This window comes from Collinsella sp. LCP19S3_C9, assembly GCF_052121575.1.
Taxonomy (GTDB): Bacteria; Actinomycetota; Coriobacteriia; order Coriobacteriales; family Coriobacteriaceae; genus Collinsella.
The window spans coordinates 62,537-87,547 of record NZ_JBQKDZ010000007.1; the positions used below are offsets into that span (position 1 = coordinate 62,537).

The window sequence follows — 25,011 nt, forward strand, 5'->3', positions numbered from 1 at the left end:
CATTCCTCTCGGATTTTAGGCATCCCAGGCGTCGCGGCCGCGCAGCGCGCGCAGGCCAATGTCGTGACGCAGGGTCTTGCCCTCAAAATCGATCTTCTCGCAAGCCTCGTAGGCAAGGTTGCGAGCGTTCTCGAACGTGTCGCCCAGCGCGGTCACGGCGAGCACGCGGCCGCCGTTGGTCACGAGCTGGCCGTCCACCACGGCGGTGCCGGCGTGATACACGGTCACGTTCTCCATGGCCTCGGCGTCCTCGATGCCGGTGATGACCTTGCCCTTCTCGTAGCTGCCGGGATAACCCGCGCTCGTCAGGACAACGGCCACCGCCCACTCGTCACGCCAATCGAGCTCAATCTGGTCGAGCTCGCAGTTGGCGCAGGCAAGCATGACCTCGACCAGGTCGTTCTTAAGGCGCGGCAGCACGACCTGCGTCTCGGGGTCGCCAAAGCGGGCGTTAAACTCCAGCACCTTGGGGCCGGCGGGGGTAAGCATAAAGCCGCCGTACAGGCAGCCACGGTAATCGATGCCCTCGGCGGCGAGCTCGGCCACGGTCTGCTCCATGACCTTCACCATGGTGGCGTGCTCATCGTCGGTCACGATGGGCACCGGGCTGTAGACGCCCATGCCGCCCGTGTTGGGACCAAGGTCGCCCTCAAGCGCGCGCTTGTGGTCCTGCGAGGTGGCCATGGGGCGCACGGTCTTGCCGTCGGTAAAGGCCAGCAGCGAGCACTCGGGGCCAACGAGCATCTCCTCGATAACCACGGTGTTGCCGGCGTCGCCAAAGGTGCCGCCAAAGCACTCGCGCACGGCCTCTTCGGCCTGCGAAAGCTCAGTTGCCACAATAACGCCCTTGCCCGCGGCAAGACCGTCGGCCTTCACGACCAGCGGAGCGCCCTGCTCGCGCACATAGGCGAGAGCCGAAGCCTCGTCGGTAAACGAGCCGTAGGCGGCCGTCGGAATGCCCGCGCGCTCCATGAGCTGCTTGGAGAACAGCTTAGAGCCCTCCATCTGAGCACCCTCGGCACCCGGGCCAAAGCAGGGAATACCCGCCGCGCGCACGGCGTCGGCCACGCCCGCCACGAGCGGAGCCTCGGGGCCAATCACCACGAGTCCGCATCCGTGGCTCTGTGCAAACGCCGCCACGGCAGCAGGATCGCAATCGTCGAGAACCACGTTCTCGCCGCAGCTCGCGGTGCCGCCGTTGCCCGGGGCGATGTAGAGCTTGCCGGCGCGCGGTGATGCCGCGAGCTTGGCTGCCAAAGCATGCTCGCGGCCGCCGCTGCCCAACAACAGGATGTCGATGGTTTGAGTGTCCGCCTTCAAGGGTGCCTCCTCTATGGATTAACGGCCCGTCAACCATGCGGGCCCATTACAAGCAAATATACCCCTCGGCCGCCCGTCCGGGCTGCGAAGGGGTATATCGCAATGACCAAATAACGCCGATTACTTCCAGAATCGGTTGATGATCTGCTCGCGGCCGGCGCCAACACCGACAAACGTCACGCGCGTGTGCGCCAGATCCTCGACAAATGCCACGTAGTCCTGAGCCTCCTGCGGCAGCTCCTCAAAGCTGCGGCAGCCGGTGATATCGCACTTCCAGCCAGGAAGCTCCTCGTAGATGGGCTTGGCATGCTCAAAGCGCACCTGGTGCTCGGGCACGCTGGTGTAGCGCTCGCCGTCGACGTCATAGGCCACGCACACCTTAATGGTGTCGAAGACCGAAAGCACGTCGAGCTTGGTCAGGGCGATGTCGGTAAGACCGTTGACGCGCGAGGCGTAGTTGGCGATGGGACCGTCAAACCAGCCGCAGCGGCGACGGCGACCGGTGGTCACGCCGTACTCATAGCCCTCCTCGGTCAGCGTATGGCCGGCCTCGGACTCGTAGGAAAGCTCAGTGGGCATGGGGCCTGCACCGACGCGGGTGATGTAGGCCTTCATGACGCCCAGCACGCGATCGACGTTTTTCATGCCAACACCAGAACCGGTGATCGCGCCGCCGGCGGTGCAGTTAGAAGATGTGACAAACGGATAGGTGCCGTGGTCGATATCGAGCAATGTTGCCTGGGCGCCCTCAAAGAGCAGGGTCTTGCCCTCATCGATCATGTTGTTGAGCAGCAGGCTCGTCTCGGTGATGTACGGGCGCAGGCGCTCGGCCATGGGCAGGTACTCTTCACAGATCTGGTCCACGGTGTAGGTGGGCAGGCCGTAAAGCAGCTCGAGCTCGGGATTCACGCGGGCAAGAGCGGTTTCCAGCTTGTCGCGGAAGAGCTCCTCGTCCAGCATGTCCTGCATACGAAGACCAATACGAGCCATCTTGTCCTGATAGCACGGGCCAATGCCGCGCTTGGTGGTACCGATGCTCTTCTTGCCGAGCTTCTGCTCAAAGGCGCCGTCCAGGTCGACGTGATACGGCATGATCACGTGTGCGTTGCCGCTGATCTTGAGGTTCTTGGTGGTGATGCCATCGGCCTCGAACATGTCGATCTCCTCAAGGACAACCTTGGGGTTGACGACGCAGCCGTTGCCAATCACCGACACGTGGTCGGCGTACATGATGCCGGAGGGCACCTGGTGCAGGCCGTACTTCTTGCCGTTGACAACGATGGTGTGGCCGGCGTTGTTGCCGCCCGAATAGCGCACGACGGCATCGAAGTCGCCGGCGATCAGGTCGCAGATCTTACCCTTGCCCTCATCGCCCCACTGGGCACCGACCAAAACGGTTGACGGCATGTTTACTCCTTACATACATGGACTGTCTGCGCGCCACACGGCGGGCAGAAGCACAAAACATTCCCAGTATACCCGTGCAACGGGCGCCTGTCCTACTCCTCGGTATGCACCCCATCAAGCTCATAGAACTTGGTAGACGCCGGCAGGAACATCAGGTCGACGTCGCCGATCGGGCCCGAGCGGTTCTTGGCCACGACAATACGCGTGACGCCCTCGTCGGGTCGGTCGTCGCGCGAGGCCTCAGCCTCGTCGGCGGAACGGTCCAAGAACATGACGATATCGGCGTCCTGCTCGATGGAGCCCGATTCGCGCAGGTCGGAAAGCTGCGGGCGCTTGCCGGTACGGGATTCGACCTGACGCGACAGCTGAGACAGCGCGATCAGCGGAATCTTGAGTTCCTTGGCCATAATCTTTAAGCCACGAGACATCTCGGAGACCTCGACGGTGCGACTCTCGGAACGACGTCCCGGCGGAGGACTCACCAGCTGCAGGTAGTCCAAGATAATGATGGCCTTCTCCTTGTTGTGGAGCATGCGGCGGCTCTTGGCGCGAATCTCGGTCACCGTGGTGCCGGGCGTATCGTCAATCAGAATATCGAGCTTGGACAAGGTCTGCGTGGCCTCGTTGATATTGGCCCACTGCTCGGGGCTAATGCGACCCATGCGAAAATCACTGATCGAAATCATGGCATAGGCGCAAATCAGGCGCTGGGCAATTTCCTTGCCCGACATCTCCAGCGAGAAAAAGCCGACGGTGTAGCCCGCAGCGGCGGCATTGAGCGCCAGGTTTAGAGCGAACGAGGTCTTACCCACGGCGGGGCGGGCGCCGATAATGATGAGCTGGCCCTCGCGGAAGCCCATAAGCATGCGGTCGAGTGACGGGAAGCCCGTGGGAACGCCCGCTGCCTGGCCACCGGCCTGGCACACTTCCTCGGCCTCGTTATAGGCCTCGACCATAAACTCGGTCAGTGTCTTGTAGCTCGACTTAACCTCGCGCGCCGTAACCTTGAGCAGCTTGCTCTCGGCCAGCTCCACGACCTCTTTGGTATCGGTGGGGGCGTTATAGGCCAGCGCGTTAATCTCGTTGGTGGCGCCGATCAGCTCACGCAGCATCGAGTCGCGACGAACGATGGCGGCATGGTGCTGCCAGTTGACGAGCGACAGGGTCTGACCCATCAGCTCCAAAATGTACGCCTCGCCGCCCACGGCATCGAGCTTGTTGATGCTTCGCAGGTAATCGATCAGCGAGATGGAGTCGATGGGGATGCGACTGTTGTACATATCGACCATCGCGGTATAGATGGTCTTATGAATGGGCCGGTAGAAATCATCGGGCTGCAGCTCGACCTGGGCTTCTTCGACCACTTCGGGCGATAGCAGCATGGCGGCCAGCACGTTGGCCTCTGCATCTTGGTTTTGGGGGAGACCCAACTTGGAGCCGCGGTCCTCGACCGTCAGCCATGTCTCCCTATCGTCATATGCCATGAGCATCCTCATTCATATCGCTTGCGAGCATCCATAGTATCAGCCACAGCTTTAAATCGAGGCGCGCCTTAACAATCATCACCGAACCAAACGGATGAACGGTCCCTTATGTGGGACTGCATCTCAATGTATGACGTGACACCCACTCAGCGCAAAAAAAATAAAAGGGCGCCCCGGTCTCCCAGAGCGCCCTTCTTAGAACAAGATTGTTGCGTTGCAGCAAATGCTACTCGGCAGCAGCCTCGGTCTCGACCTCGGCGGTCTCGGCCTCGGCGACCTCAGCGGCCTCCTCGGCCTCAGCCTCGGCAGCGAGCTCCTCGGCGGTAACGCCGACGAGAACGACAACCTCGGCCTTGATCTCGCGGTACAGCGAGATGGCAACGGTGTGGGCACCGGCAACCTTGATGGGCTTGCCGAGCTCGACGCGCTTGCGGTCGATGTCCATACCGAGCTGATCCTTGATGGCGTCAGCGATCATAGCGGCGGTGACGGAGCCAAAGAGGATGCCCTCGTCGCCGACCTTGACGTCGACGGTGACCTGCTTGCCCTCGAGGGCAGCCTTGGTCTCGTTGGCGGTAGCCAGACGGACGGCCTCGCGCTTGGCGATGTTGTTGCGACGCTCGTCAAGCTGCTTGAGGTTGCCCTTGGTGGCGGCAACAGCGAGCTTCTTGGGGAACAGGAAGTTCTCAGCGTAACCCTGAGCGACCTCTACGACGTCACCCTCGCCGCCCTTGCCCTTGATCTCATCGAGAAGAATAACCTTCATGATGCGTCTCCCTTCTTAGCCGCGGTCGCGGTTGCCACGAGAGGAAACCACGGGGACGGTGTACGGCAGGAGAGCCATCTCGCGGGCACGCTTGATGGCGTTGGCGATGTCATGCTGATGCTGCGTGCAAGCGCCAGTGACGCGACGGGGCTTGATCTTGCCACGGTCGGTCATGTACTTACGGAGAAGCTGAGTGTCCTTATAGTCGATGAACTCAGTGTTCTCCTTGCAGAACTGGCAGTACTTACGACGCGGCTGACGTGCAGAAAAATCATTAGCCATGTCAAAATACCTTTCATTTGGCAACTTCGGCGAACCGAAGCCGCCTCTCACTCAAAAATAGGTGAACAACCCTTAAAACGGGATGTCCTCATCGTAGACGTCGACCGCGGGCGGCGTAGCCACCGGTGCGGCAGGACGTGCTGCGGGCGCGGGAGCTGCGGGGGCGTAACCGCCCTGATCGTAGCCACCCTGGCCACCACGGGAGCTCATAAACTCGATCTCATCGACGATGACCTCAAGCTTGCTCCTGCGCTGACCGTCGCGCTCCCAAGAGCTGTAGCGCAGCTTGCCCTCGATCGCGACCTTGTTTCCCTTTGCCAGGAAACGGCTCACGGCCTCGGCGCGGGTGCCGAACATAGTGCAGTCGACAAAGTTGGGATAGTCCTCCCACTCGCCAGTCTGCGCATTGCGGCGGCGATCGTTCACGGCGACGCCAAAGGACAGAACCTGGGTTCCGCCGGCAGTGGCGCGCAGCTCGGGATCGCGGGTGAGGTTACCGGTGATGTTCACTCGATTGATGCTCATTACTCACTACTTCCTCTTGGGGCACAAGCCCAGTCCAAAACGACAGTCTTACTCCTGGTCGTCGCGACGGACGATCATGTGGCGGACCACAGCGTCGGTGATGCGCAGGACGCGATCAAGCTCGGCGATCTGGGTAGGATCTGCGTGGAAGTTGATGAGGGTGTAGTCACCATCGGTGAGGTCGTTGATCTCGTAGGCGAGCTTGCGCTTGCCCCACTCGTCAACGGAGTCGACCTTGCCAGCGCCCTCAGCGATCGTGGTATCGATACGCTTCATAACAGCGAGACGAGTCTCGGGGTCGAGCGACGGGTCAACAAAGAACAGCAGTTCATAAGCCTTCATATTGTCACCTCCTCTGGACAAATGTGGCTTCAGGTCGTGAAGGTGCGCCTGAAGCAGGAAAAGACTTGGTAATAGTATCTTTCAACCTCCCAGGCTGCAAGAATATGCAGCTACAACCTCATGACCTCCACATATGCCCATACTCGCACGGCCTTTCTTGCATATTCCAACCAAATGCTGTCCAAGAGCTTGACGGATTTGAGGACAAGGGCGGGTACATACCGACTTTCTGCCAGATAACCGCAAGTCGCTCGCAGCATGGCTGCGGTCGCAAAATGCATACCAGCGGTACAACGCGACATTTTGAATTATTAAACTTGATTCCCGACCGTCCGTAACTACCTCATTTGAACAGTTCGCCTGGGCCGATTACGCAGGTCATCGATTGGTTTCGGCACGGTTGGGCAAACGACGGAGCGATGCAATTTAAAAAATGCCAAGTTTTTGGTTTGCACTTTGCGATTCCTCGTGTATACTGACTTTCGCATTTAACGGAGAGTTGTCCGAGTGGCCGAAGGAGCACGATTGGAAATCGTGTAGGCGTCAAAAGCGTCTCCAGGGTTCAAATCCCTGACTCTCCGCCAGTTAATTCCAAAGCAGGCCTTTGTGCCTGCTTTGTTTTTACCCCACGCGGAGGGGTGGCAGAGTGGTTGAATGCGGCGGTCTCGAAAACCGTTTGGCCTGTATAAGGTCACGAGGGTTCGAATCCCTCCTCCTCCGCCATTTTGGTTGAGAAAGCTCCCAACAAAGGGAGCTTTTTTGTTTTGATTCCCTTACAGACAAATACGGCGGCGGAGGAGGGGTTCGAACCCGCCAGGGCGTTCAACACCAACCCAGATCTCCAAACATGTACATCACCCTCCAAAGATGTCAAAAAAATGTCGTTTTTGGATGCTGATGTACATGTTTGGAACCTGTGACCGCGCCCAGTTCCGACCGTTTACCGAGCAATGGGGTCACGACCTCCCACAACCATGTACTATGTACGGGCATTTTCCAATCCAACTACCCAAAGGAACCCACCTTGCCCGTCATCGCCACTGTAATCGTTACCGCACACGCCTCGGATGCCATGGTTGCCATCCCGTTTTGGCTCGAGATGTTCGCTGTCGTCGCGGCATCGATTTCGGGTGTACTGGTTGCGCGCGAGCACAAACTCGATCTGGTGGGCGCCGTCGCGCTCGCCGTGGTCTGCGGTCTGGGCGGCGGTCTTTTGCGCGATATGACGCTCCAGGTGGGCAACGTCTACATCCTTAACCAGCCCATGGCGCTGCCGCTGTCCATCGCCACGGCGGCCATCATCTACATCTTCCCTGCCATCGTCGACAAGCCCGACAAGCTCATCCCCCTGCTCGACATCATCTCGGTGGGTATTTATGCGGCAACCGGCGCAGATAAGGCGCTCGTGTACGGATTTGCACCGGTCGTGTGCATCATGATGGGCTTTTTTACCGCGGTAGGCGGCGGCATGCTGCGCGATGGTTTTATGGGCGTGGTGCCGGGTATTTTCCAGCGCACCAACTTCTATGCCATCGCGGCTATCGCTGGATCGGCAAGCTATGTTTGCCTTGTCATGAGCGGCTTGGTCAGCAATGTCGTCGCGCTGGTCGTTTGCGTCGCAGTGACCATGGGCCTGCGCTGGCTCTCGCTGCGCTTTGACATCAAAAGCCCCACCGAGGACGATATCGCGCGTTTCCTACATCGTAAAAAATAGATTGCACGGCCCGGCCCATCGCAAGGTGACAGCCTATCTACAACCGGCCGCAGGCCCGATATCCCGCGACGCCTTACGTAGGCAATTGCCCATGCAGAATACTGCAACCGCGAGTTTCTTTTAGAGCGAAGGCGCAATGGGTACCATATTGGTCGTATGCAAATCACCAAGCAAAGGATTCACCATGCCTCACAACCAACCCGCGGCGGCGCAACGTCACAACATGCGCGGACACCTCATTATGGCCTTCGCGCTTATCGCGCTGGCGTTTACCGCGCTGCCTTCCATGGCATTCGCCGGCACCGACACCGCGGGCAATGTTTTCGTGTCCGACGGGGATTCCAGTCCATCCGGCGTCGGGGGCGATCTGTACTGGGCCGGTCAAAGCCTTAGCCTGGACGACGCGTCCATCGACCGCGATATCATCGCCGCCGGCGAAAGCCTGTCGATTCGCGACTGCACCGTAGGCGGCGCCGTTCGCCTGGCGGCGCGCACCATCGATATCGCCAAGACCACCATTGATGGAAGCGTGACAGTTGCCGCTCAGCACGTCGTACTTAACTCCGGCAGTACCGCCAATTGCTTCTATGCCGCAGGTGAGACGGTTGCCCTGCGCGGCTCCGCCAAGTCGGCAGTGCTCGCGGGCAGTACGGTAACCATCGACGGCACTGTCGATGGCGATGTTGAGGTCTGGGCCGACAAGCTGGTGCTCGGCAAAAACGCCAACATCACCGGCACCGTAAACGCTCATGTCTCACAGGATCCCGAACGCGCCGACGGCGCCAAAGTGGGAGCCCTCAAGATCGACCGCACCGAGAACGAAGACACCTCCACCATCAACGACGTCATCGGCGGCATCGTTGCCGCAGCTCTTTCCACCTGCTTTGTCGCGATTCTCCTTGAGCTCGTCTTTCCGCGTGCAACAGCCAGCGCGGCCGGCATGCTTCACCAGCACCCCGTCCCGCTGTGGGTGAGCGGTCTTTTGGGCACGGTAGCCGCCGTTCCCGCCATCTTGCTGCTCATCATCTCTATTGCCGGCCTGTCGCTCGCCGGAGCCCTGATGTGCGGCGTCATCGGCATCGCCCTGGTCTCGGCGTCCTTTGCGGGCACCGCGGTCGCACGCATGGTCGGGCACAGCCAGAACCGCTACGCCATGGCCGCCGTGGGCGGCGCCATCGCCGGCGCCCTTACAGCACTTCCCCTTATGGGCAACTTTATCAGCGGCGTAGCCTTCGTCTTTATGCTGGGCTATCTCATTCAGATCATCTGGCGCAACGCCCACGTCAAGCCGCAACAGGCCCCCAACACCCCGGGCCTTCCCTCCGCCTAACCGCCAACCACCGCAAAGGTTTCCTTCCTCTTTGTGGTAGTACAAAAAGGGCGCCGGCCGCGACGGTCGACGCCCTTTCTTGTGAATGCTACAGAGCTCAGCGCTTATTTGTTGACCTGACCGGCGCGAACGGCAGCCTTCTTGCGATCGGTGGCGTTGAGCAGACGCTTGCGCAGACGGATGTTCTTGGGGGTGATCTCCACCAGTTCGTCATCGGCGATGTACTCCAGCGCCTCCTCCAGCGAGAAGGTGCGAGGCGGCACCAGCTGCACGGAGATATCGGAGGTCGAGGAACGCTGGTTGCCCAGGTTCTTGGTACGGGCGATGTTGACGACCATGTCGCCGGCCTTGCTGCGCTCGCCCACGATCATGCCCTCGTAGCACTCGACACCCGGCTCAACAAACAGCTGGCCGCGCTCCTGCAGCGTGCCCAGAGCGTAGGCAACGGCCTTCTCGGTGGTCATGGAGATCATGGCGCCGTTCTGACGGTTGCCGATCTCGCCGGCGTAAGGACCGTACTCCAGGAAGGTGTGATAGAACACGCCCTCGCCGTGAGTGACGTTCATGATGCGGTTCTTAAGGCCCATGATGCCGCGGGTCGGGATCTTAAACTCAAGGTGCGTCACGATGCCCGAGGTGTCCATGCTGGTCATAATGCCGCCAGAGGTGCCAAAGACCTCGACGACCTTGCCCGAGTACTCGTCCGGGCACTCGACGACAGCCTGCTCGACGGGCTCCATCTTGTTGCCGTTCTCATCCTTCTTAAACAGAACGCGGGGACGGCCGACCTGGAACTCAAAGCCCTCGCGACGCATGGACTCCATCAGGACGGACAGGTGCAGAATGCCGCGGCCCGAGACCTCGACGCCGCTCTTGTCCTCGAGCTCCTCAATCTTCATGGTCACATTGTTCTCGGCCTCATTGAACAGGCGCTCCTTGAGCTGACGAGCGCCCACAATGTCGCCATCGCGGCCGACGAGCGGAGAGGTCGAAGCCTCGAAGACGATGGACAGGGTCGGCGGATCGATCTCGATAGGCTCGAGCTCGACGGGGTTCTCGGGATCGGTGTAGACATCGCCGATGTCGGTGCGCTCGATACCCACGACGGCGGCAATGTCGCCGGCGCCGACTTCCTGGCACTCGGTGCGGCCCAGGTAGTCGAAGGTAAAGAGCTGCTTGACGGTAGCGGTGGCGCTGGAACCGTCGTTCTTGACGACCAGGATCTGATCGCCCTGGCGAATGGTGCCGGAGTACACACGGCCAATGCCGATGCGGCCGACAAAGTTGGAGTGGTCGATGGTCACGCACTGCATAGCGAGCGGCGCGGTCTCGTCAACCTCGGGCGCGGGCATGTCGTCGATGATCATGTCGAGCAGCGGGTACATGTCCATGTTGCCGTCGTTGGGGTCAAGGCGGGCAAAGCCATTCATGGCGCTGGCATAGACCACGTGCTCCATGGCAAACTCGAGCTGGTCGTCGGTGGCGCCCAGGTCGGCCATAAGGTCCAGACAGTCGTTATAGGCCTTCTCGGGGTTGGCGCCCGGACGGTCGATCTTGTTGATGACGATCATGATCTTAAGGCCGGTGTCGATGGCGTGACGTAGGACAAAGCGGGTCTGGGGCATGGGGCCCTCAAAGGCGTCGACCAGCAGCAGAGCGCCGTCGGCCATGCGCAGCACGCGCTCGACCTCACCGCCAAAGTCGGCGTGGCCCGGGGTGTCGATGACGTTGATCTTAACGTCCTTGTACTCGATAGAGATGTTCTTGGCGAGAATCGTGATGCCGCGCTCGCGCTCCTGGTCGTTGGAGTCCAGGACGCGATCCTCTACCTGCTGGTTGGCACGGAAGGCGTCCGTGGCACGCAGGAGCTTGTCGACCATCGTCGTCTTACCGTGGTCGACGTGGGCGATAATGGCGATGTTCCTCAGATTGTCTACGCGCATGTAGTTCCCCTATCTTCTATCTATATACAAACGGCACGCGTATGCGACCCGTCCAGCAACACAACGCTCGGCGGGAATATTGAGCCTTTTACCGAAAACTCGTTTATTTTAGCGATTCTAGATGAGAGGGGTTTCCTCACCTGCAGGTTCAGGGTCGCTCCACATAAAACCATCGCCGGCGCCCATGCCCTCGTACAGCACATATGCCGAAAAACCGCTCTCGAGCGTGGTCTCGAAGAAGCTAACGAGCAAAGCGTCGTGATATCCGCCCTCGATCTCTACACAGCCGGTGTAGCCGATGGCATAGCGGGCGATGCGGCCCAGGCCTTCGTCCTTGAGACCCATCTTGTGCTCGGAGATAAAGTTGGTGGCAGCCTCCAGGCATGCCTCCTCACCGTCCTCGTCGAGAGCCGCAAGATAGCGGTTGGAGGCGGCATCCTCGATCGCCACGACAACGCCCGGGTTTTCACCGGCGGCAAGGTCGTCCAAAAACGCACCGATCAGATCGCACACCATGGCGTCGAGCTCGGCGGAGACGTTACCGGCGTCCTGCATATCCTGTGCCATCTTTTGACCTTCCCATCGCATTCGGCGTCGTTATAACTCCTGTGCCTCGGCCGCGATTCTGGCGGCAGCGTCACGGGCGCGAACCATATCCGCCGCGCGCTTGTCGAGCACCTTGATCTGGTTGGTCAGCATTACCGCATCGACCACTCCCCAGATCACCAGGCCCGTCGAAATCGAAAACCCAAGCGCACCAACTGTACCACGAAGCCGCGACAAGATTACCGCGGCAAGCGCGGAGACAACAACCATCTTGATATAGGAGTCACGGCGCTCGCGAAGGGTGCGAGCCTGCGTCACATACGCAATGCGCGCGGCCTCAAATGCCTCGGCGCGCATATGGGCCTCACGCGCGATAGCGGCTGCTTCGGTCGACACACTGGTACCCATCAGCGCTCGCCGTGCATCGTGCTCAACCGACATTTAGAAATCATCGGGCGAGAGCGTGTGGACAAACTCGTCAAACTTCTCGAACTCACTCTCGTCGTCAACCTCGTCGGCAAGCGGAGAGACGGTGCCCAAGCGATTCATGATGTCGTCCTCCACAAACATGGGGGCATTGCTGCGCACGGCAAGGGCGATAGCGTCGCTCGGTCGTGCGTCAAGCATACGCTCGCCCCTATCGGTGTGCACGACGACCGTCGCGTAGAACACCGGCGGCTCGGCGCGCACGATCTCGATACGCTCGATCTTCGCTCCCACCACTTCGATGGTATCGAGCAAAAGATCGTGGGTGATGGGGCGATCGGTGCGGCCGGTATCGATACCGCGGCTGATGGCCGCTGCCTCGTAGGAACCGGTCTGGATGGAAAGAGAGCGCAGCGGCGCGGACGAATCCGACTTACGGCAACGCTCGCGCAAGACGATCAGCGATGGCACGGGACCGGCGGCCATGACGATGGTCTCTATGTCGACACGAACCATGGAACACCTCCGGTACGTTGTTATTGGCATGCGCGGCAGCTCCGCCGCATTGAATAGCTATACTACCCAAACTTTCGCACCGCACACAAAATCAAAGTAGTTAATTTGGGACGGGGCTATTTTGACTACTTTTGTTGGATTAGAAAAAAGCCCCGAGGCAATACCCCAGGGCTCTTAACGTTTTGATGGTGGACCTGACAAGATTCGAACTTGTGACCTCCCGGTTATCAGCCGGACGCTCTAACCAACTGAGCTACAGGTCCATCATGGTGGAGGTTAGGGGGATCGAACCCCTGACCTCAGGCTTGCAAAGCCCGCGCTCTCCCAGCTGAGCTAAACCCCCACGGAGACAGTAATAAACACCCCAGCGGCGACTCGGCTCTCGCTGGGGTGTTTATTGCGAAAGAAAGTGGTGGACCTGACAAGATTCGAACTTGTGACCTCCCGGTTATCAGCCGGACGCTCTAACCAACTGAGCTACAGGTCCATCGCGCAAGGGATATATTAGACGAGTCGTTACGCGCGCGTCAACAACTTTTTTGAAAATCTTTGGGAGGGGTGGTCGCTGGGCTGGCGAGATAGTGTTGGTTTGCTGCTCGGGCAGTCCTGCGCAAGACGAAGGCCACATTAAGTGGCCTTCTTTGCGTGCGGAACTCGCAACAAACCAACACTATCTCGCCAGCCCAGCGACCATGGGGTCCCAAGGTTTTCAAAAAAGCGGTCGGCGCGCAGGTGCGCCGACCGCCGATATATGGGGTCTGATGATTTTTACCAGCTAGGGCCTCTTACTCGTCTAGGAGATCCTCTGGTATGTCGTTGCCGTCGCCTGGGTCGACTGGGGCCTCTTCGGTGACGTCTGCGGTCTCGGCACTTTCGCCCTCGGGCTTCTCTTCGGCGGCCGTCATGCGGGCAACGGCGCACACACGGTCGTCATCGCTTACAGTCATCATCTTGACACCCTGCGTGGTTCGACCGGTCTGGCTGATCTCGTCGGTCTTGACGCGAATGACCGTCGCGCCCTCCGTCACGATAAACAGCTCATGCTGCGGGCCGACCGCCTTCATGGCCGCAAGGTTGCCCTTGCGCTCGGTCATTTGGATGGTGTAGACACCCTGGCCGCCGCGGTTTTGCTCCGGATAATCCGAGACCGGCGTGCGCTTGCCGTAGCCGCACTCGGTAATGACAAACAGGTCGCCCTCGCCGTTGGTGACCTCCATGCCCAGGACACTCACGCCGTCCTTCATGCCAATGCCGCGGACACCGCTGGTGTCGCGGCCGGTAGCGCGAACCTGGTCCTCGGGGAACATAATCGCCTTGCCCGCAGTGGTGGCCATAATGATCTTGTCGCCCTCGCGTACGCGGCGCACGGCGAGCAGCGCGTCATCGTCCCTCAGGTTGATGGCGATGAGTCCATCGCGGCGGCTGCGATCATAGGCGCTCATCACGGTCTTCTTGACCATGCCGTTCTTGGTGGCAAACATCAGGTACTCATCGGCGGGGAACTTACGACAGCTAATGACGCTCGCGATCTTCTCGCCTTCCTCAAAGGGAAGCAGGTTGACGATTGCGGTGCCGCGCGCCTGGCGCGTACCAACCGGCAGCTCGTGCACCTTCAGACGATAGACCTTGCCCTTGCTCGAGAAGAACAGCACATACTCGTGGGTGGACGCGATAAACATCTCGTCGATAACGTCGTCCTCTTTAAGGTTGACGCCCGACACGCCCTTGCCGCCGCGCTTCTGGGCGCGGTAAGCGGCCACCGGGATACGCTTCACATAGCCGGTGTGGGTGATGGTCACGACCATGTCCTCGTCGGCGATGAGGTCCTCGACGTCCAGATCCTTCTCGACCTGGCTGATCTCGGTACGGCGCTTGTCGCCAAACTTCTTGGAGATCTCACGCATCTCTTCCTTGATGACGCCCAGAATCTTCTCCTCGTGCGTCAGCAGGTCCTCGTAGTAGGCGATAGCACGGCGCAGGCCGTCCAGCTCTTCCTGGATCTTGTCGCGCTCCAGGCCGGTCAGGCGACGCAGCTTCATCTCGAGGATGGCCGTGGTCTGCTCGGGCGTAAAGCCAAAACGCTCAATCAGGCGGCTGCTGGCCTCGGCATCGGTCTGCGAGGAGCGGATGATGCTAATGACCTCGTCGATATGGTCGAGGGCCATAAGGTAGCCCTCAAGGATATGTGCACGGGCCTGGGCCTTTTTAAGGTCAAAGTGGGTGCGGCGGGTGACTACGTCGACCTGGTGGTCGATGTAGTGTTGCAGCATCTCGCGCAGGCTCAGGCATTTAGGAACGCCATTGACGAGCGCCAGATTGTTGGCACCAAAGGTGGTCTGCAGCGAGGTGTACTTATACAGGTTGTTAAGTACGACCTGCGGGATAACGCCCTTCTTGAGCTCAATGACCAGACGGATGCCCTTTTGGTTGGACTCGTCGCGCATGTCCGAGATGCCCTCGATGCGCTTGTCGTTTACGAGCTGGGCGATTTTCTCCTGAAGGGTGCCCTTGTTGACCATGTAGGGAATCTCGGTAAAGACCAGGCGGCTGCGGCCAGTCTTGGTGGACTCCACATGGGCCTTGGCGCGCACGGTGATGGAACCGCGGCCGGTCTCGTAGCTCTGCCTAATGCCGGCGCTACCCATGATGATGGCACCGGTGGGAAAGTCCGGGCCGGGCATAATCTGCATGAGCTCGTCGACGGTGGCGTCGGGGTTGTCGATCAGGTAGCAGGTGGCCTCGATCGCCTCGGTGAGGTTATGCGGGGCGATATTGGTGGCCATGCCTACAGCGATGCCTTGGCTGCCGTTAACCAGCAGGTTGGGGAAGCGTGCGGGCAGTACCACGGGCTCGGCGAGCGACTCGTCGTAGTTGGGCTGCCAGTCGACGGTATCCTTCTGCAGGTCGCGGAGCAGCTCCATGGCGGGCTTTGCCAGACGGCTCTCGGTGTAACGCATAGCTGCGGCACCGTCGCCGTCGATGTTGCCAAAGTTGCCGTGGCCGTCGATAAGCGGCGTGCGCATGGAGAACCACTGCGCCAGACGAACCATGGTCTCATAGACCGCGGAGTCGCCGTGGGGGTGGTACTTACCGATAACTTCGCCGACCGTCCAGGCCGACTTCTTGTGCGGGCGGTTGGGGTAGATGCCGCTCTCGTTCATGGCGTACAGGATGCGGCGGTGCACCGGCTTTAAGCCGTCGCGCACGTCCGGCAGGGCGCGTGCCGTAATGACCGACATCGAGTACTCGATAAACGACTGCTTCATCTCGCGGCCAAACTCCGAAATCTGGAGCTGGCCGCCGTTGATGTCCTCGCCGGCCGAGGCACCGCGATCGACCGCGCCAAAGCTCTCCTCGAGCTCGGCGTCGTCATCCTCTTCCTCTTCATCCTCGACATCGGGGTTGTAGGAATCCGGATCGCCGTCCTCGCCCTGCTCGGCGCGGGCGAGCAGGCGCTTCAGATCATCGGGCATACCGGCGTCGCCGGCCTCGTCCATACCCTCGTTGTTGTTGATATCGTCTGCCACGTTACCTCCTCATGGTTTGCGTGGTCCATTAGTTCCCTACCACGGAGACAGCTTTTCCAGGTGCCGCAGATTCGCCCGAAAGAAGAGGGAAGCGTACTTGGGTACGCAACCGACGATTGAGGGCGAAGGTGCGGTGGCTGGGAAAGCCGAACAGGTTAGGCATCTAAGAAGCGTGCATCATGCGCGTGTTTTTCAATGTACTCGCGGCGATAGCCCACCTCGGAACCCATGAGCTCGCGTACGGCACGGTCCGCCACCACGGCATCCTCGATCGTCACGCGCTGCAAAATGCGGGTCTTGGGGTCCATCGTCGTCGAGGCAAGCTGCTTGGGGTCCATCTCACCCAGGCCCTTGTAGCGCTGGACGGTATAGCCCTTGCGCTTCTTGGTGATCTTGCCATCCTTGGCCTTGCCGTCCTCGTCGTTGTCGTCGGGGTTCAGGCCCAGGCTCTGAATGGTGTCGCGCAGTATCTCGTCTTCGGGCTGTCGGCCGTTGGGATACACGTAGTGGATCTTGTTGCGCACCTTAATGCCAAAGATGGGCGGGCAGGCAACATAGACATAGCCGGCATCGATCAGCGGACGCATGTACTTGTAGAAGAACGTCAGCAGCAGGATGCGGATATGCGCACCGTCGACATCTGCATCGGTCATGATGATGATCTTGTGGTAGCGCGCCTTGGTGATATCGAAGTCGCCGCCGTCGCCGGCGCTCGTCGTGACGCCGCAACCGATCGCGGTGATCAGCGACTGGATGGTGTCGCTCGAGAACGCACGATGGTCGCCCACGCGCTCGACGTTCAGAATCTTGCCGCGCAGGGGCAGAATCGCCTGGATGTCTCGGCGACGGCCGTCCTTGGCCGAACCGCCTGCCGAGTCGCCCTCTACGATGAAGAGCTCGGTCAGCTCGGCATCGCGCACCGAGCAGTCGGCGAGTTTGCCGGGCAGCGACGCCGTCTCGAGCAGGCTCTTGCGACGGGTCGCCTCGCGCGCCTTGCGGGCGGCGTTGCGGGCCTTGCAGGCCTGCTGCGCCTTCTTGACGATCTCGCGGGCGGGCTTGGGGTGCTCCTCAAGGTAGTCGGCAAGACCGTCGGTCACGATCTTGAGCGTAAGCGCGCGCATGTAGGAACTACCGAGCTTGGCCTTGGTCTGGCCCTCAAACTGCGGATCGGGCAGCTTGACCGAGATGACGGCCGAGAGACCCTCGCGCACGTCGTCACCGCTCAGGTTGGCCTCTTTCTCCTTAAGCAGGTTCTGCTTGCGGGCGTAATCGTTAATCACGCGGGTGAGGGCGGTGCGGAAGCCCTCGAGGTGCATGCCGCCCTCGGGGGTGTAGATGTCGTTGGCAAACGACATGACGTTCTCGCCATAACCGGCGTTCCACTGCAGGGACACCTCGACCTCGCCCATCTTGGCCACGGGCGCATCCGGGTCCGATTTGCCCTCAATGTAGATGGGCTCCTTAAAGGCCTCGGGGACGTCCTTGCCGTCGTTGAGGAACTTGACGAAGTCGATGATGCCGCCCTCGTAGCAAAACTCCTCCACGCGGGGAGCCGCCTCACGCTCGTCAGTCAGCACGATCTTGAGGTTCTTGTTGAGAAACGCCGTCTCTTGCAGACGATTGTGCAGTGTATCGAAATCGTAGACGCAGGTCTCGAAGATCTCGTCGTCGGGCCAGAAGGAGACGGTGGTGCCCGTCGAATCCGAGGCGCCCACGACCTCCATCTTCTTGACGGTCTTGCCGCGCGAGAATTCCATCTCGTAGATATTGCCGTCGCGGCGCACCTGTACGACCACGCGCTTGGACAGGGCGTTGACAACGGAGATGCCCACGCCGTGCAGGCCGCCGGAAACCTTATAGGCCGAGTTATCGAACTTACCGCCGGCGTGAAGGATCGTCATGACGACCTCGAGCGTCGGAATCTTTTTGACAGGATGCTCGTCGACGGGGATGCCGCGCCCGTTATCGACGACCGTAATGGAGTTGTCGGCGTGGACCGTCACCTGAATCTCGGTGCAGAAACCGGCCATGGCCTCGTCGACGGAGTTGTCAACGATCTCCCACACCAGGTGGTGCAGACCGCTGGCGCTCGTCGAGCCGATATACATGCCCGGGCGCTTACGGACGGCTTCGAGACCCTCGAGGATCTTAATTTCGCCGCCATCGTAATCGTTTTCGTTTGCCACACGTCCTCCTTCGGTTAAGAAAATCTGTATAGCCTTACTATTTTATCGTAAAAAATACCCTCGGAGACGAGGGTATTTGCCTATACAAGGCCACCAGATGCGATTTAAGACTCTTTTTTGCTTTGCACGCCCTTGGCCCACTCGGCACTGGCCCTCATGGCGTTCTGGAGGGCCTCACGCAGTTTTTGGTCTTCGATGGGCGATACCTGGCGCTCGATCTCGGCGCGCTCGGCTTCATTCAGGTCGGCATGCGGCGCGGGCGGGCGCTCGGTCGCGACCGGGCGCAGGCGCTCTTTTGCCGCGGGCGGCGTGTGGCCGGGACGGGTCGTCTTAAATACCAGGCCATCCACATGCGCGCCGGCACGCTCCATGCGTGCGCGGATTATCTCGCGCAAAAGTGTCATCTCCTGTGTCCACGAGGGCGAATCGAGATACACCAGCAGCTCGTTGGACTCGGGAAGATAACGTAGCCCCGTCACATGCCGGCCCTCGCGCGTGCCCGAGCACACCGCGTTCCAAGCACGGTAGACCGCGCGCGATTCCTCGGCGGCCTCCATTTGCGCACGACGCTCGGGCGTAGCCGACGCCAAGATGCGCTGGCGCTCGACACCCAAAAAGTCACTGAAGGCAGCCGTGCCGTTCTCACGCTCGTAATTAGCATGCCTCACCCATGCTCACCACCTTGGCTCGATCAAGTAACTCATCGGTAAAGTATCCCAAATTGGTGGTGGTTATGACCGTCTGGATGTCGTCGCCGATCAGCTGCAAAAAAGCGGCGCGGCGATCGCCGTCGAGCTCGCTCATCACGTCATCCAAAAGCAGCAGCGGGGCGGTACCCAGAATATCGCGGGCTACGGCCACCTCGGCCACCTTCCAGGCCAGAACCAACGTACGTTGCTGACCCTGACTGGCAAACGAGCGAGCCGAGCGGCCGGCGACCGAAAACTCAATCTCGTCGCGGTGCGGACCCACGAGTGTCACGCCGCGGCGGATTTCCTCGTCGGCACGCTCGTCGAGCGCCGCGAGCATGTGCTCGTATGCCCAGCCCCTCAGCTCCTCGCGGTCATCGGTCTGGGGCAGCTCCCCCAACGTGGACGCATAGGCCACATCGGCCTCCTCCCCGGACGCAACCAGCCCGTAGGCATTGCGCACGTGGGCGTCCAAGCGATCGAGCAGGGCCAAGCGGTGCACCAGCAGGGCCGATCCGGCGCGGGCAATCGACTCATTCCACGCGCCGAGCATCTCGCGACAGCACCATGTCTCTTTGAGCAGGGCGTTGCGCTGCGTCACGCAGCGGCCGTAGGCGCTTGCCAGATCGGCATAGCGGGCGCTCAGCTGCACGCCAAAGTCGTCGAGCGCGGCGCGACGCACGCTGGCACCACGCTTAACCATATCCAGATGATCGGGGCAGAACAAAACACTCGGCAGCACGCCGCGCACGCCAGAGGCGGCACATCGCTTGCCGTTGCGGCTAAACGAACGCTTACCGTCCTCCACGCATAGGCCCATGTCCAGCACGCGGCCATCGCCCTCGAGCCTAAGCTCGGCCTTGCACAAACCCGTGCCGTCGTGCACAAGCTCGACGGCAGTGGAATGCCTAAACGAGGCGCCGCTCGTTAGCAGCTGCAGCGCCTCTATGAGGTTGGTCTTTCCCGCCGCGTTGGGCCCCGCGAGCACCGTCACGCCATCGCTCAGTTCCAGGCGATAGCTATCGAAGCTGCGGTAGCGCGCGACGGAAAGATCGCGGGCGAACATGGCCATAGGGCGCCGCTAGATGCGCACCGGCATGACCAGGTACAGATAGTTGATCTTGTCGTAGGACTTAAAGATGCCGGCCTGCGAGTAGCTCTTGAGCTCCAGCGTGATCTCCTTCTCCTTGGACAGGGCGTTGAGACAGCCAAAGATGTAGTGGTAGTTAAAGGCAATGGTACCCGACTCGCCCTCGGCCTCGACATCGATCGTCTCCTGCGCCAGATCCTGGTCATTGGAGATGGAGGACAGGCCCATCTGGCCGTTCTCGACATCGATCTCAAACTTGACGGCGGGGTTGGCGCTCGCGATGACCGCCACGCGCTTGAGGGCGGCATTAAAAGCCGCCACGTCGATCTTGACGCTCGTTACGCACGAATCGGGGATGAGCTGCTTGTAGTTGGGATACATACCCTCTATGCGGCGCGACACGTAGGTGGTATTGCCGGCTTCAAAGACAACCTGGGTGTCGGTGGCACCGATCATAATGGTCGCCTGGCTCGCCATGATGCTCAGGGCGTCGTTGAAGGCATCGGCCGGCACGTTGAGCTCAAAGGAGCCCTCGAGCGTCGAGGTCTCCACCTGCGTATCGCACACGGCCAGACGGAAGGAGTCGGTCGCCACCAGGCGCACGGTGTTGTTTTCGACCCTCATATGCACACCGCCCAGGATGGGGCGGGCCTTGTCGGTCGAGGTGACGCGCCACACGCGGCTGACCATCTCGGACAGAATGTCGGTCGGGAGCTCAACGGCGCTCTCGATGGCATAGGCCGGGAACTCGGGGAAATCGTTGGCATCGAGCGTATTCAGGCGGAAGGAACTCTTCTCGCAACCGATCAGCACCTGGCGCTCCGAAAGCTCAAAGGTAACTGGGGCATCGGGAAGGGTCTTGGTGATGTTGGAGAGCATCTTGCAGGGGATTACCATCTCACCTTCCTCTTCCACATGTGCCGCGATGCGGTGACGAATCGAGATAGTGTAGTTAGAGGTCTGGAATTCCAAGATGCCGTCTTGTGCCTTGATGAGCACGCCCGACAGAATGGGGAGGGTGGATGCCGAAGCGACACCCTTCATGACGACGCCGATTGCTTGCGTAAGCGAGCTCTGGCTGACGGTGAACTTCATCTTTTAATACCTTTCTATAGATATAAATATCTCAATAATAGTAATAGTACTGACGAAACTGTTGATTACTCCCAAACATGCAGGTCAAACCCAAAAAGAGAATCGACAATTCCCTGTGTGCAACAGGGGTCGTTTTCCACGTTCAAAACCTGCGCAAAACTTTTCATCGGAGCGGGCTGGGTTTTAGACACCTTATGCCCGCGGTTTCGACAAGTTTTCAACAGGTGTGCCTATTTCCCTACGAGCGCAGTGTAATTTTGTCTCGTAGCGATTTGAGGTCCTCGGTCACGGTCCGGTCTTCCTGAATCATCTTCTGGACTTTTTTGTAGCTCGTGCTGACGGTCGAGTGGTTGCGGTTGCCAAACTCCGCACCCACGGCGGTGGTTGTCATCTCGCACATCTCGATCGCTAGGTAGATGGCGATATGGCGCGCCTTAGCGATATTGGCATTGCGGCGCGGACCAATGAGCTCCTCATGCGTCACGCCGTACTGCTCCTCGATAACAGACTGAACTGTCTGCACGTTGATCTTTTTGGCCGACGTGTCGAAGTACTGGCTGGCGATGGCATCGATGTCGTCGAAGCTCAGCTCGCTACCCTCGCGCTCGCGGTCGCCCGCCTCCCCGGCGCAGCGCTCGCAGAAGCTCTCGAGCTCACGGATGTTGGTGCCCGATACCTCCGCCATATGTTTAAAGTGCTCGTCGGTCAGATGTCCGCTGTCGCCACCGTAGGCCGCCAGCAGCGAGTCGTCGCCCGCCTCGGGCGCCGCCGCGATCGTGTTCTCGTAATAGCGCTGCAGAATCTTGTACTTCATCTCGTAGCTGGGCTCTGCTACCAAGCAGAGCATGCCGGCGTTAAAGCGGCTGGTCAGACGCTCGTCCATGTTCAGGTCCTTGGGCGCACGGTCTGCGGCAATCACGACCTTCTTGTTGTTGCGGATAAACTCGTCCATGAGCTGGAAAAAGTAGTCCACGCTCGCGCGCTTGCCGATGATGTTTTGGATGTCATCGATGATGAGCACGTCCACGCCGTGGTATGCCTGCATGATGGGAGCGTTACTCTTCTTTTGGCGGTCGAATTCCGTCATCAGATCATCGATGTATGCCTGTGAGTTGGCGTATTTCACTTTGATCTCGGGCGACTTCTCGGCGAGCTCGTTTTTGATGGCGAGCAGCAGGTGGGTCTTGCCTAAGCCCGATTTGCCATAGATGAACAGGGATGTGCAAGTACCGCGTTCGTCTGCGAGTGCGGCGAATTTAAGCGCCGAACGATAGGCGTGGCTGTTTTCGGGGCCGTAGACAAAGTTTTCGAAGGTGAATTTTGAGTTGGCCACGAGGGGCGCGCCGTCGGCGTTCTGCTCGCCCGGCGCCGCAGCCGCAGGCACGCTCACAGGCGATGTCGAGACTGGTTTCGCGCTCTTAGCGGGTGCCACGCCCTTCATCTGATTCATCATGCGGCGGAAATCGTCGGCCGACAGCGTGTTTTTGATCGCGATGCCCGGTTCTTCGCCCGGCGCCGCGTCGTGCGCGACGGGCATGTGTGAAACGCTGGGCGCGGTTGCTACCGGCACGGCTGTTGCGTGGGGCATGGTTTCACGGGAAACATCGCCCGCATTGGTCTCCGGAGCCGCCACAGGGGCGGCGGTCGTCAAAGGGGGAGTGACGGGTGCCGCCCCTGTGGCGCCTGTCGTGGGACCCTGCGGTGCCACGATGTTGAGCGCGATCGGCGCAAAGGCAATCTCTTCTAGGTAGTGCTCGATAGTCGGCTGATGCTTTTTGAGCTGCGCAATGGCAAAGCGTGACGGTGCCTCGATGGTCAAGGTGTCCTCGGTCAGGCTCACGGCACGCGATTGCCCCAACATGTTGATGAGGCGTGCATCTTGGCCGTCGCGCTGGCAAAAAGCGATGGCATCCTCCAGGATGATGCTTGCTTCCTCGTCCACTGTCTCTCCCGTTCCTTAACTTTGGGCACGCACGCGAGCGCTGCCGAGTTCGGTCAGATGGTATTTCTGACCGTGTTTGATTACCAAGCCGGCCTGCGCCAAGTCATTGAGTGTGCGTGACCACGTGGGCGCGGAGTTTCCAAATGCTCGCGCCAGGTCGGTGGCGCCGCACTCTTGGTTTTGAGCCAGATATCCCAGCGCCGCGTTGCCGCGCTCGCTCACAAATACGTCCGGTTGCGGCTGTGCGTATTGATTCGCCGCATTAGGATACATCATTTGAGCTGCTGGTTGTTGAGAACTCTGCATGGTTGGCATCGGCTGTTGAAAACTTTGCGGCCACTGTTGGTATGGCTGCGGCGGCATCTGCTGGGCCCAGGGATTGTACGGCTGCGGCATCTGCTGATACGGCTGCTGATAGCCCTGGGGATACTGCTGCATATATTGCTGGGAGTATCCCTGCTGCGGCATATATTGTCCCGGATATGCCTGCGGGTACGGTTGGAAGCCCATCTGCCGAGCTCCTTGCATGCCCGTCACCTGCTGCATCGCGGCTGCATCCGAATCGGCCGGGACCATGGACTCTGCCGAGCCTTGAGTTGTCGTCTGTCCCGCGGGCTGGGGGTCCTGCATGGGCGGCATGCCGGGTTGATGCATCTGCTGCGAAACCATGGGCCGTTGCAGTGGGGACGCGGCCATGGTTTGCTGCGGAGTCATCATTGCTTGCTGTGGAAATGCTCCCGGCAGTGGGTATTCCGACCCCTGGGCCTCGGGGCGCACGGCTGCCCCGCGCCCTCCCGCGCGCTCAATTTCCTGCACGCGCTTGGGGTCGAGGCTCACCGTGACGACGGTGCCGTTGCCCATGTTATCTTCGATGGAGACTGCCCCGCCGGCGTTTTCCAGGTATTCCTGCACCATGGGAAAACCTGCCCCGGTGCCGCGTATATACCGCTTCATCTTGCTGTTTGCGCTGGTGACGCCAAAGTCAAAGGCGCGCTCTTTGTCGTCGATGCCCGGACCTTGGTCGGCAAAGCGGATAGTTTCCCCGCCGTCCAGGATCGAGATAATGGGCTCGGCAAAGTGGGCGTGGATAAAGTTTTCGACAATCTCGCGGATAACCATGAGTGAGATGTGTCCGCCTTGCTCTTTCATGCACTGGTAGACGGTGTTAGTCGTCTCTTCCAGATACGTGCGGATGTCTTGCGGCTCGATGACGATCACGCGCGGGGTCGAAAGCATGTCGTCATAGACGGCGATGCGCGCCGCATACATGGTTTTCGGTGTCTGTTTCGATGTCTGCTCGCCCTCTTCGCGCTCTTCGCGTACGCCGTTGATGTGCTCGTTGTCGGGTGCCGGGTCACCGGAATCGACCATGGTGTAAAAGTCGTCAGACATGCCGCTCGCAATCTTTCAAAAGGTTTCGGATAAATAGTAGCTCACCGCGCAATGTTTCTCATCTTTCGACAAGTTTTCAAAACATGTTGAAAACTTTGGAAAATGGGCGAAAAGTTCTCAACATTGCCAACATGACCTGTCGAAAACTCGGTGAAATATCGTGAAAAGTTGGAGTCATACTCAAAAACTCATCCGGCTTATGGCGGAACCGTGTGAACTGCGCAACCTTTTACCTTTGATTTCTTGACATTTGAACATTGATTTCCCTACAATCTTCAAGCTCACGTGTCTATATCTGCGTCCGCGCCCTCGCGGACACTCGAAATGCAGCAGGAGGAACTTAAGATGAAGCGTACGTATCAGCCTAATAAGCGTAAGCGTGCCAAGACCCATGGCTTCCGTGCCCGTATGGCCACCAAGGGTGGTCGTGCCGTGCTCGCCCGTCGCCGCGCCAAGGGCCGCAAGCGTCTCACTGTCTAGCAGCGATAC

The 25,011-nt window shown here is 59.9% G+C and carries 21 protein-coding genes and 5 tRNA genes; 5 read left to right on the forward strand and 21 right to left on the reverse strand.

The genetic code is table 11. The features are described 5' to 3' along the window. Positions 1 to 15 precede the first annotated feature (15 nt). From purD to rpsF, 7 genes are all read right to left on the reverse strand, one after another. Entirely contained in the window at positions 16 to 1,320 is a 1,305-nt protein-coding gene (gene purD / locus ACTQXI_RS04715; RefSeq protein ID WP_441048770.1) for a phosphoribosylamine--glycine ligase, read from the reverse strand. A gap of 120 nt (positions 1,321 to 1,440) precedes the next feature. Next, on the reverse strand, positions 1,441 to 2,727 hold the full coding sequence (locus ACTQXI_RS04720; RefSeq protein ID WP_427717940.1) for an adenylosuccinate synthase: 1,287 nt from the start codon (positions 2,725 to 2,727) through the stop codon (positions 1,441 to 1,443). A gap of 92 nt (positions 2,728 to 2,819) precedes the next feature. Continuing rightward, positions 2,820 to 4,217 (reverse strand): replicative DNA helicase, encoded by a 1,398-nt coding sequence (gene dnaB, locus ACTQXI_RS04725; RefSeq protein ID WP_427718155.1) that lies wholly within the window; start codon positions 4,215 to 4,217, stop codon positions 2,820 to 2,822. Between the two features lie 220 nt (positions 4,218 to 4,437). Next, positions 4,438 to 4,977, reverse strand: coding sequence for a 50S ribosomal protein L9 (gene rplI / locus ACTQXI_RS04730; RefSeq protein ID WP_441048771.1), 540 nt, complete (start codon positions 4,975 to 4,977; stop codon positions 4,438 to 4,440). A gap of 15 nt (positions 4,978 to 4,992) precedes the next feature. Further along, positions 4,993 to 5,259, reverse strand: coding sequence for a 30S ribosomal protein S18 (gene rpsR / locus ACTQXI_RS04735; RefSeq protein ID WP_006235829.1), 267 nt, complete (start codon positions 5,257 to 5,259; stop codon positions 4,993 to 4,995). A 72-nt stretch (positions 5,260 to 5,331) separates the two neighbouring features. Beyond that, positions 5,332 to 5,784, reverse strand: a complete 453-nt coding sequence (locus ACTQXI_RS04740; RefSeq protein WP_006235830.1) for a single-stranded DNA-binding protein — start codon at positions 5,782 to 5,784, stop codon at positions 5,332 to 5,334. Positions 5,785 to 5,832: 48 nt separating this feature from the next. After that, the gene (gene rpsF / locus ACTQXI_RS04745) at positions 5,833 to 6,126 is read right to left on the reverse strand and encodes a 30S ribosomal protein S6 (protein ID WP_006235831.1); all 294 of its coding nucleotides are present in this window, start codon (positions 6,124 to 6,126) and stop codon (positions 5,833 to 5,835) included. A gap of 493 nt (positions 6,127 to 6,619) precedes the next feature. Between rpsF and ACTQXI_RS04750 the strand changes: the two genes are divergently transcribed. The 4 genes from ACTQXI_RS04750 to ACTQXI_RS04765 all read left to right on the forward strand — a co-directional run bounded on the left by ACTQXI_RS04750 (position 6,620) and on the right by ACTQXI_RS04765 (position 9,170). Then, positions 6,620 to 6,710: transfer RNA gene (locus tag ACTQXI_RS04750), tRNA-Ser, on the forward strand. Positions 6,711 to 6,758: 48 nt separating this feature from the next. Next, positions 6,759 to 6,849 (forward strand) — tRNA-Ser (locus ACTQXI_RS04755). A gap of 301 nt (positions 6,850 to 7,150) precedes the next feature. Beyond that, on the forward strand, positions 7,151 to 7,840 hold the full coding sequence (locus tag ACTQXI_RS04760; protein WP_229770653.1) for a trimeric intracellular cation channel family protein: 690 nt from the start codon (positions 7,151 to 7,153) through the stop codon (positions 7,838 to 7,840). Between the two features lie 184 nt (positions 7,841 to 8,024). Beyond that, the gene (locus ACTQXI_RS04765) at positions 8,025 to 9,170 is read left to right on the forward strand and encodes a polymer-forming cytoskeletal protein (protein WP_441048772.1); all 1,146 of its coding nucleotides are present in this window, start codon (positions 8,025 to 8,027) and stop codon (positions 9,168 to 9,170) included. 104 nt (positions 9,171 to 9,274) lie between these two features. Here the strand turns inward: ACTQXI_RS04765 and typA are convergent, their stop codons facing one another. The 14 genes from typA to ACTQXI_RS04835 all read right to left on the reverse strand — a co-directional run bounded on the left by typA (position 9,275) and on the right by ACTQXI_RS04835 (position 24,522). Beyond that, a complete protein-coding gene (typA, locus tag ACTQXI_RS04770) occupies positions 9,275 to 11,113 on the reverse strand; it encodes a translational GTPase TypA (RefSeq protein WP_154516764.1) in 1,839 nt (612 codons plus the stop codon). A 117-nt stretch (positions 11,114 to 11,230) separates the two neighbouring features. Then, on the reverse strand, positions 11,231 to 11,680 hold the full coding sequence (locus ACTQXI_RS04775; protein ID WP_154516767.1) for a hypothetical protein: 450 nt from the start codon (positions 11,678 to 11,680) through the stop codon (positions 11,231 to 11,233). Positions 11,681 to 11,710: 30 nt separating this feature from the next. Beyond that, positions 11,711 to 12,067 carry a hypothetical protein gene (locus ACTQXI_RS04780; protein ID WP_441548391.1) on the reverse strand — a complete coding sequence of 119 codons (357 nt, stop codon included), beginning with the start codon at positions 12,065 to 12,067 and terminating at the stop codon, positions 11,711 to 11,713. A gap of 33 nt (positions 12,068 to 12,100) precedes the next feature. After that, complete coding sequence (locus ACTQXI_RS04785; protein WP_427748159.1) at positions 12,101 to 12,601, reverse strand: bifunctional nuclease family protein; 501 nt, start codon at positions 12,599 to 12,601, stop codon at positions 12,101 to 12,103. A 186-nt stretch (positions 12,602 to 12,787) separates the two neighbouring features. Next, positions 12,788 to 12,864: transfer RNA gene (locus ACTQXI_RS04790), tRNA-Ile, on the reverse strand. A gap of 4 nt (positions 12,865 to 12,868) precedes the next feature. Further along, a tRNA-Ala gene (locus tag ACTQXI_RS04795) sits at positions 12,869 to 12,944 on the reverse strand. 67 nt (positions 12,945 to 13,011) lie between these two features. After that, positions 13,012 to 13,088, reverse strand: a tRNA-Ile gene (locus ACTQXI_RS04800). A 298-nt stretch (positions 13,089 to 13,386) separates the two neighbouring features. Then, the gene (gene gyrA, locus ACTQXI_RS04805; protein WP_441548403.1) at positions 13,387 to 16,098 is read right to left on the reverse strand and encodes a DNA gyrase subunit A; all 2,712 of its coding nucleotides are present in this window, start codon (positions 16,096 to 16,098) and stop codon (positions 13,387 to 13,389) included. Positions 16,099 to 16,283: 185 nt separating this feature from the next. Beyond that, positions 16,284 to 18,314 carry a DNA topoisomerase (ATP-hydrolyzing) subunit B gene (gene gyrB / locus ACTQXI_RS04810; protein WP_441048774.1) on the reverse strand — a complete coding sequence of 677 codons (2,031 nt, stop codon included), beginning with the start codon at positions 18,312 to 18,314 and terminating at the stop codon, positions 16,284 to 16,286. Positions 18,315 to 18,418: 104 nt separating this feature from the next. After that, entirely contained in the window at positions 18,419 to 18,982 is a 564-nt protein-coding gene (locus tag ACTQXI_RS04815; RefSeq protein ID WP_441048775.1) for a DciA family protein, read from the reverse strand. Then, positions 18,969 to 20,075, reverse strand: a complete 1,107-nt coding sequence (gene recF, locus ACTQXI_RS04820; RefSeq protein ID WP_427717918.1) for a DNA replication/repair protein RecF — start codon at positions 20,073 to 20,075, stop codon at positions 18,969 to 18,971. Before recF ends, ACTQXI_RS04815 begins: the two co-directional genes overlap by 14 nt. Before the next feature lie 9 nt (positions 20,076 to 20,084). Further along, a complete protein-coding gene (dnaN, locus tag ACTQXI_RS04825; protein ID WP_427729028.1) occupies positions 20,085 to 21,188 on the reverse strand; it encodes a DNA polymerase III subunit beta in 1,104 nt (367 codons plus the stop codon). A gap of 238 nt (positions 21,189 to 21,426) precedes the next feature. After that, a complete protein-coding gene (locus ACTQXI_RS04830; protein WP_441048776.1) occupies positions 21,427 to 23,130 on the reverse strand; it encodes a DnaA ATPase domain-containing protein in 1,704 nt (567 codons plus the stop codon). A gap of 15 nt (positions 23,131 to 23,145) precedes the next feature. Next, positions 23,146 to 24,522 (reverse strand): ATP-binding protein, encoded by a 1,377-nt coding sequence (locus tag ACTQXI_RS04835; protein ID WP_441048777.1) that lies wholly within the window; start codon positions 24,520 to 24,522, stop codon positions 23,146 to 23,148. Positions 24,523 to 24,867: 345 nt separating this feature from the next. Between ACTQXI_RS04835 and rpmH the strand changes: the two genes are divergently transcribed. Beyond that, entirely contained in the window at positions 24,868 to 25,002 is a 135-nt protein-coding gene (rpmH, locus tag ACTQXI_RS04840) for a 50S ribosomal protein L34 (RefSeq protein WP_019127408.1), read from the forward strand. Positions 25,003 to 25,011 lie beyond the last annotated feature (9 nt).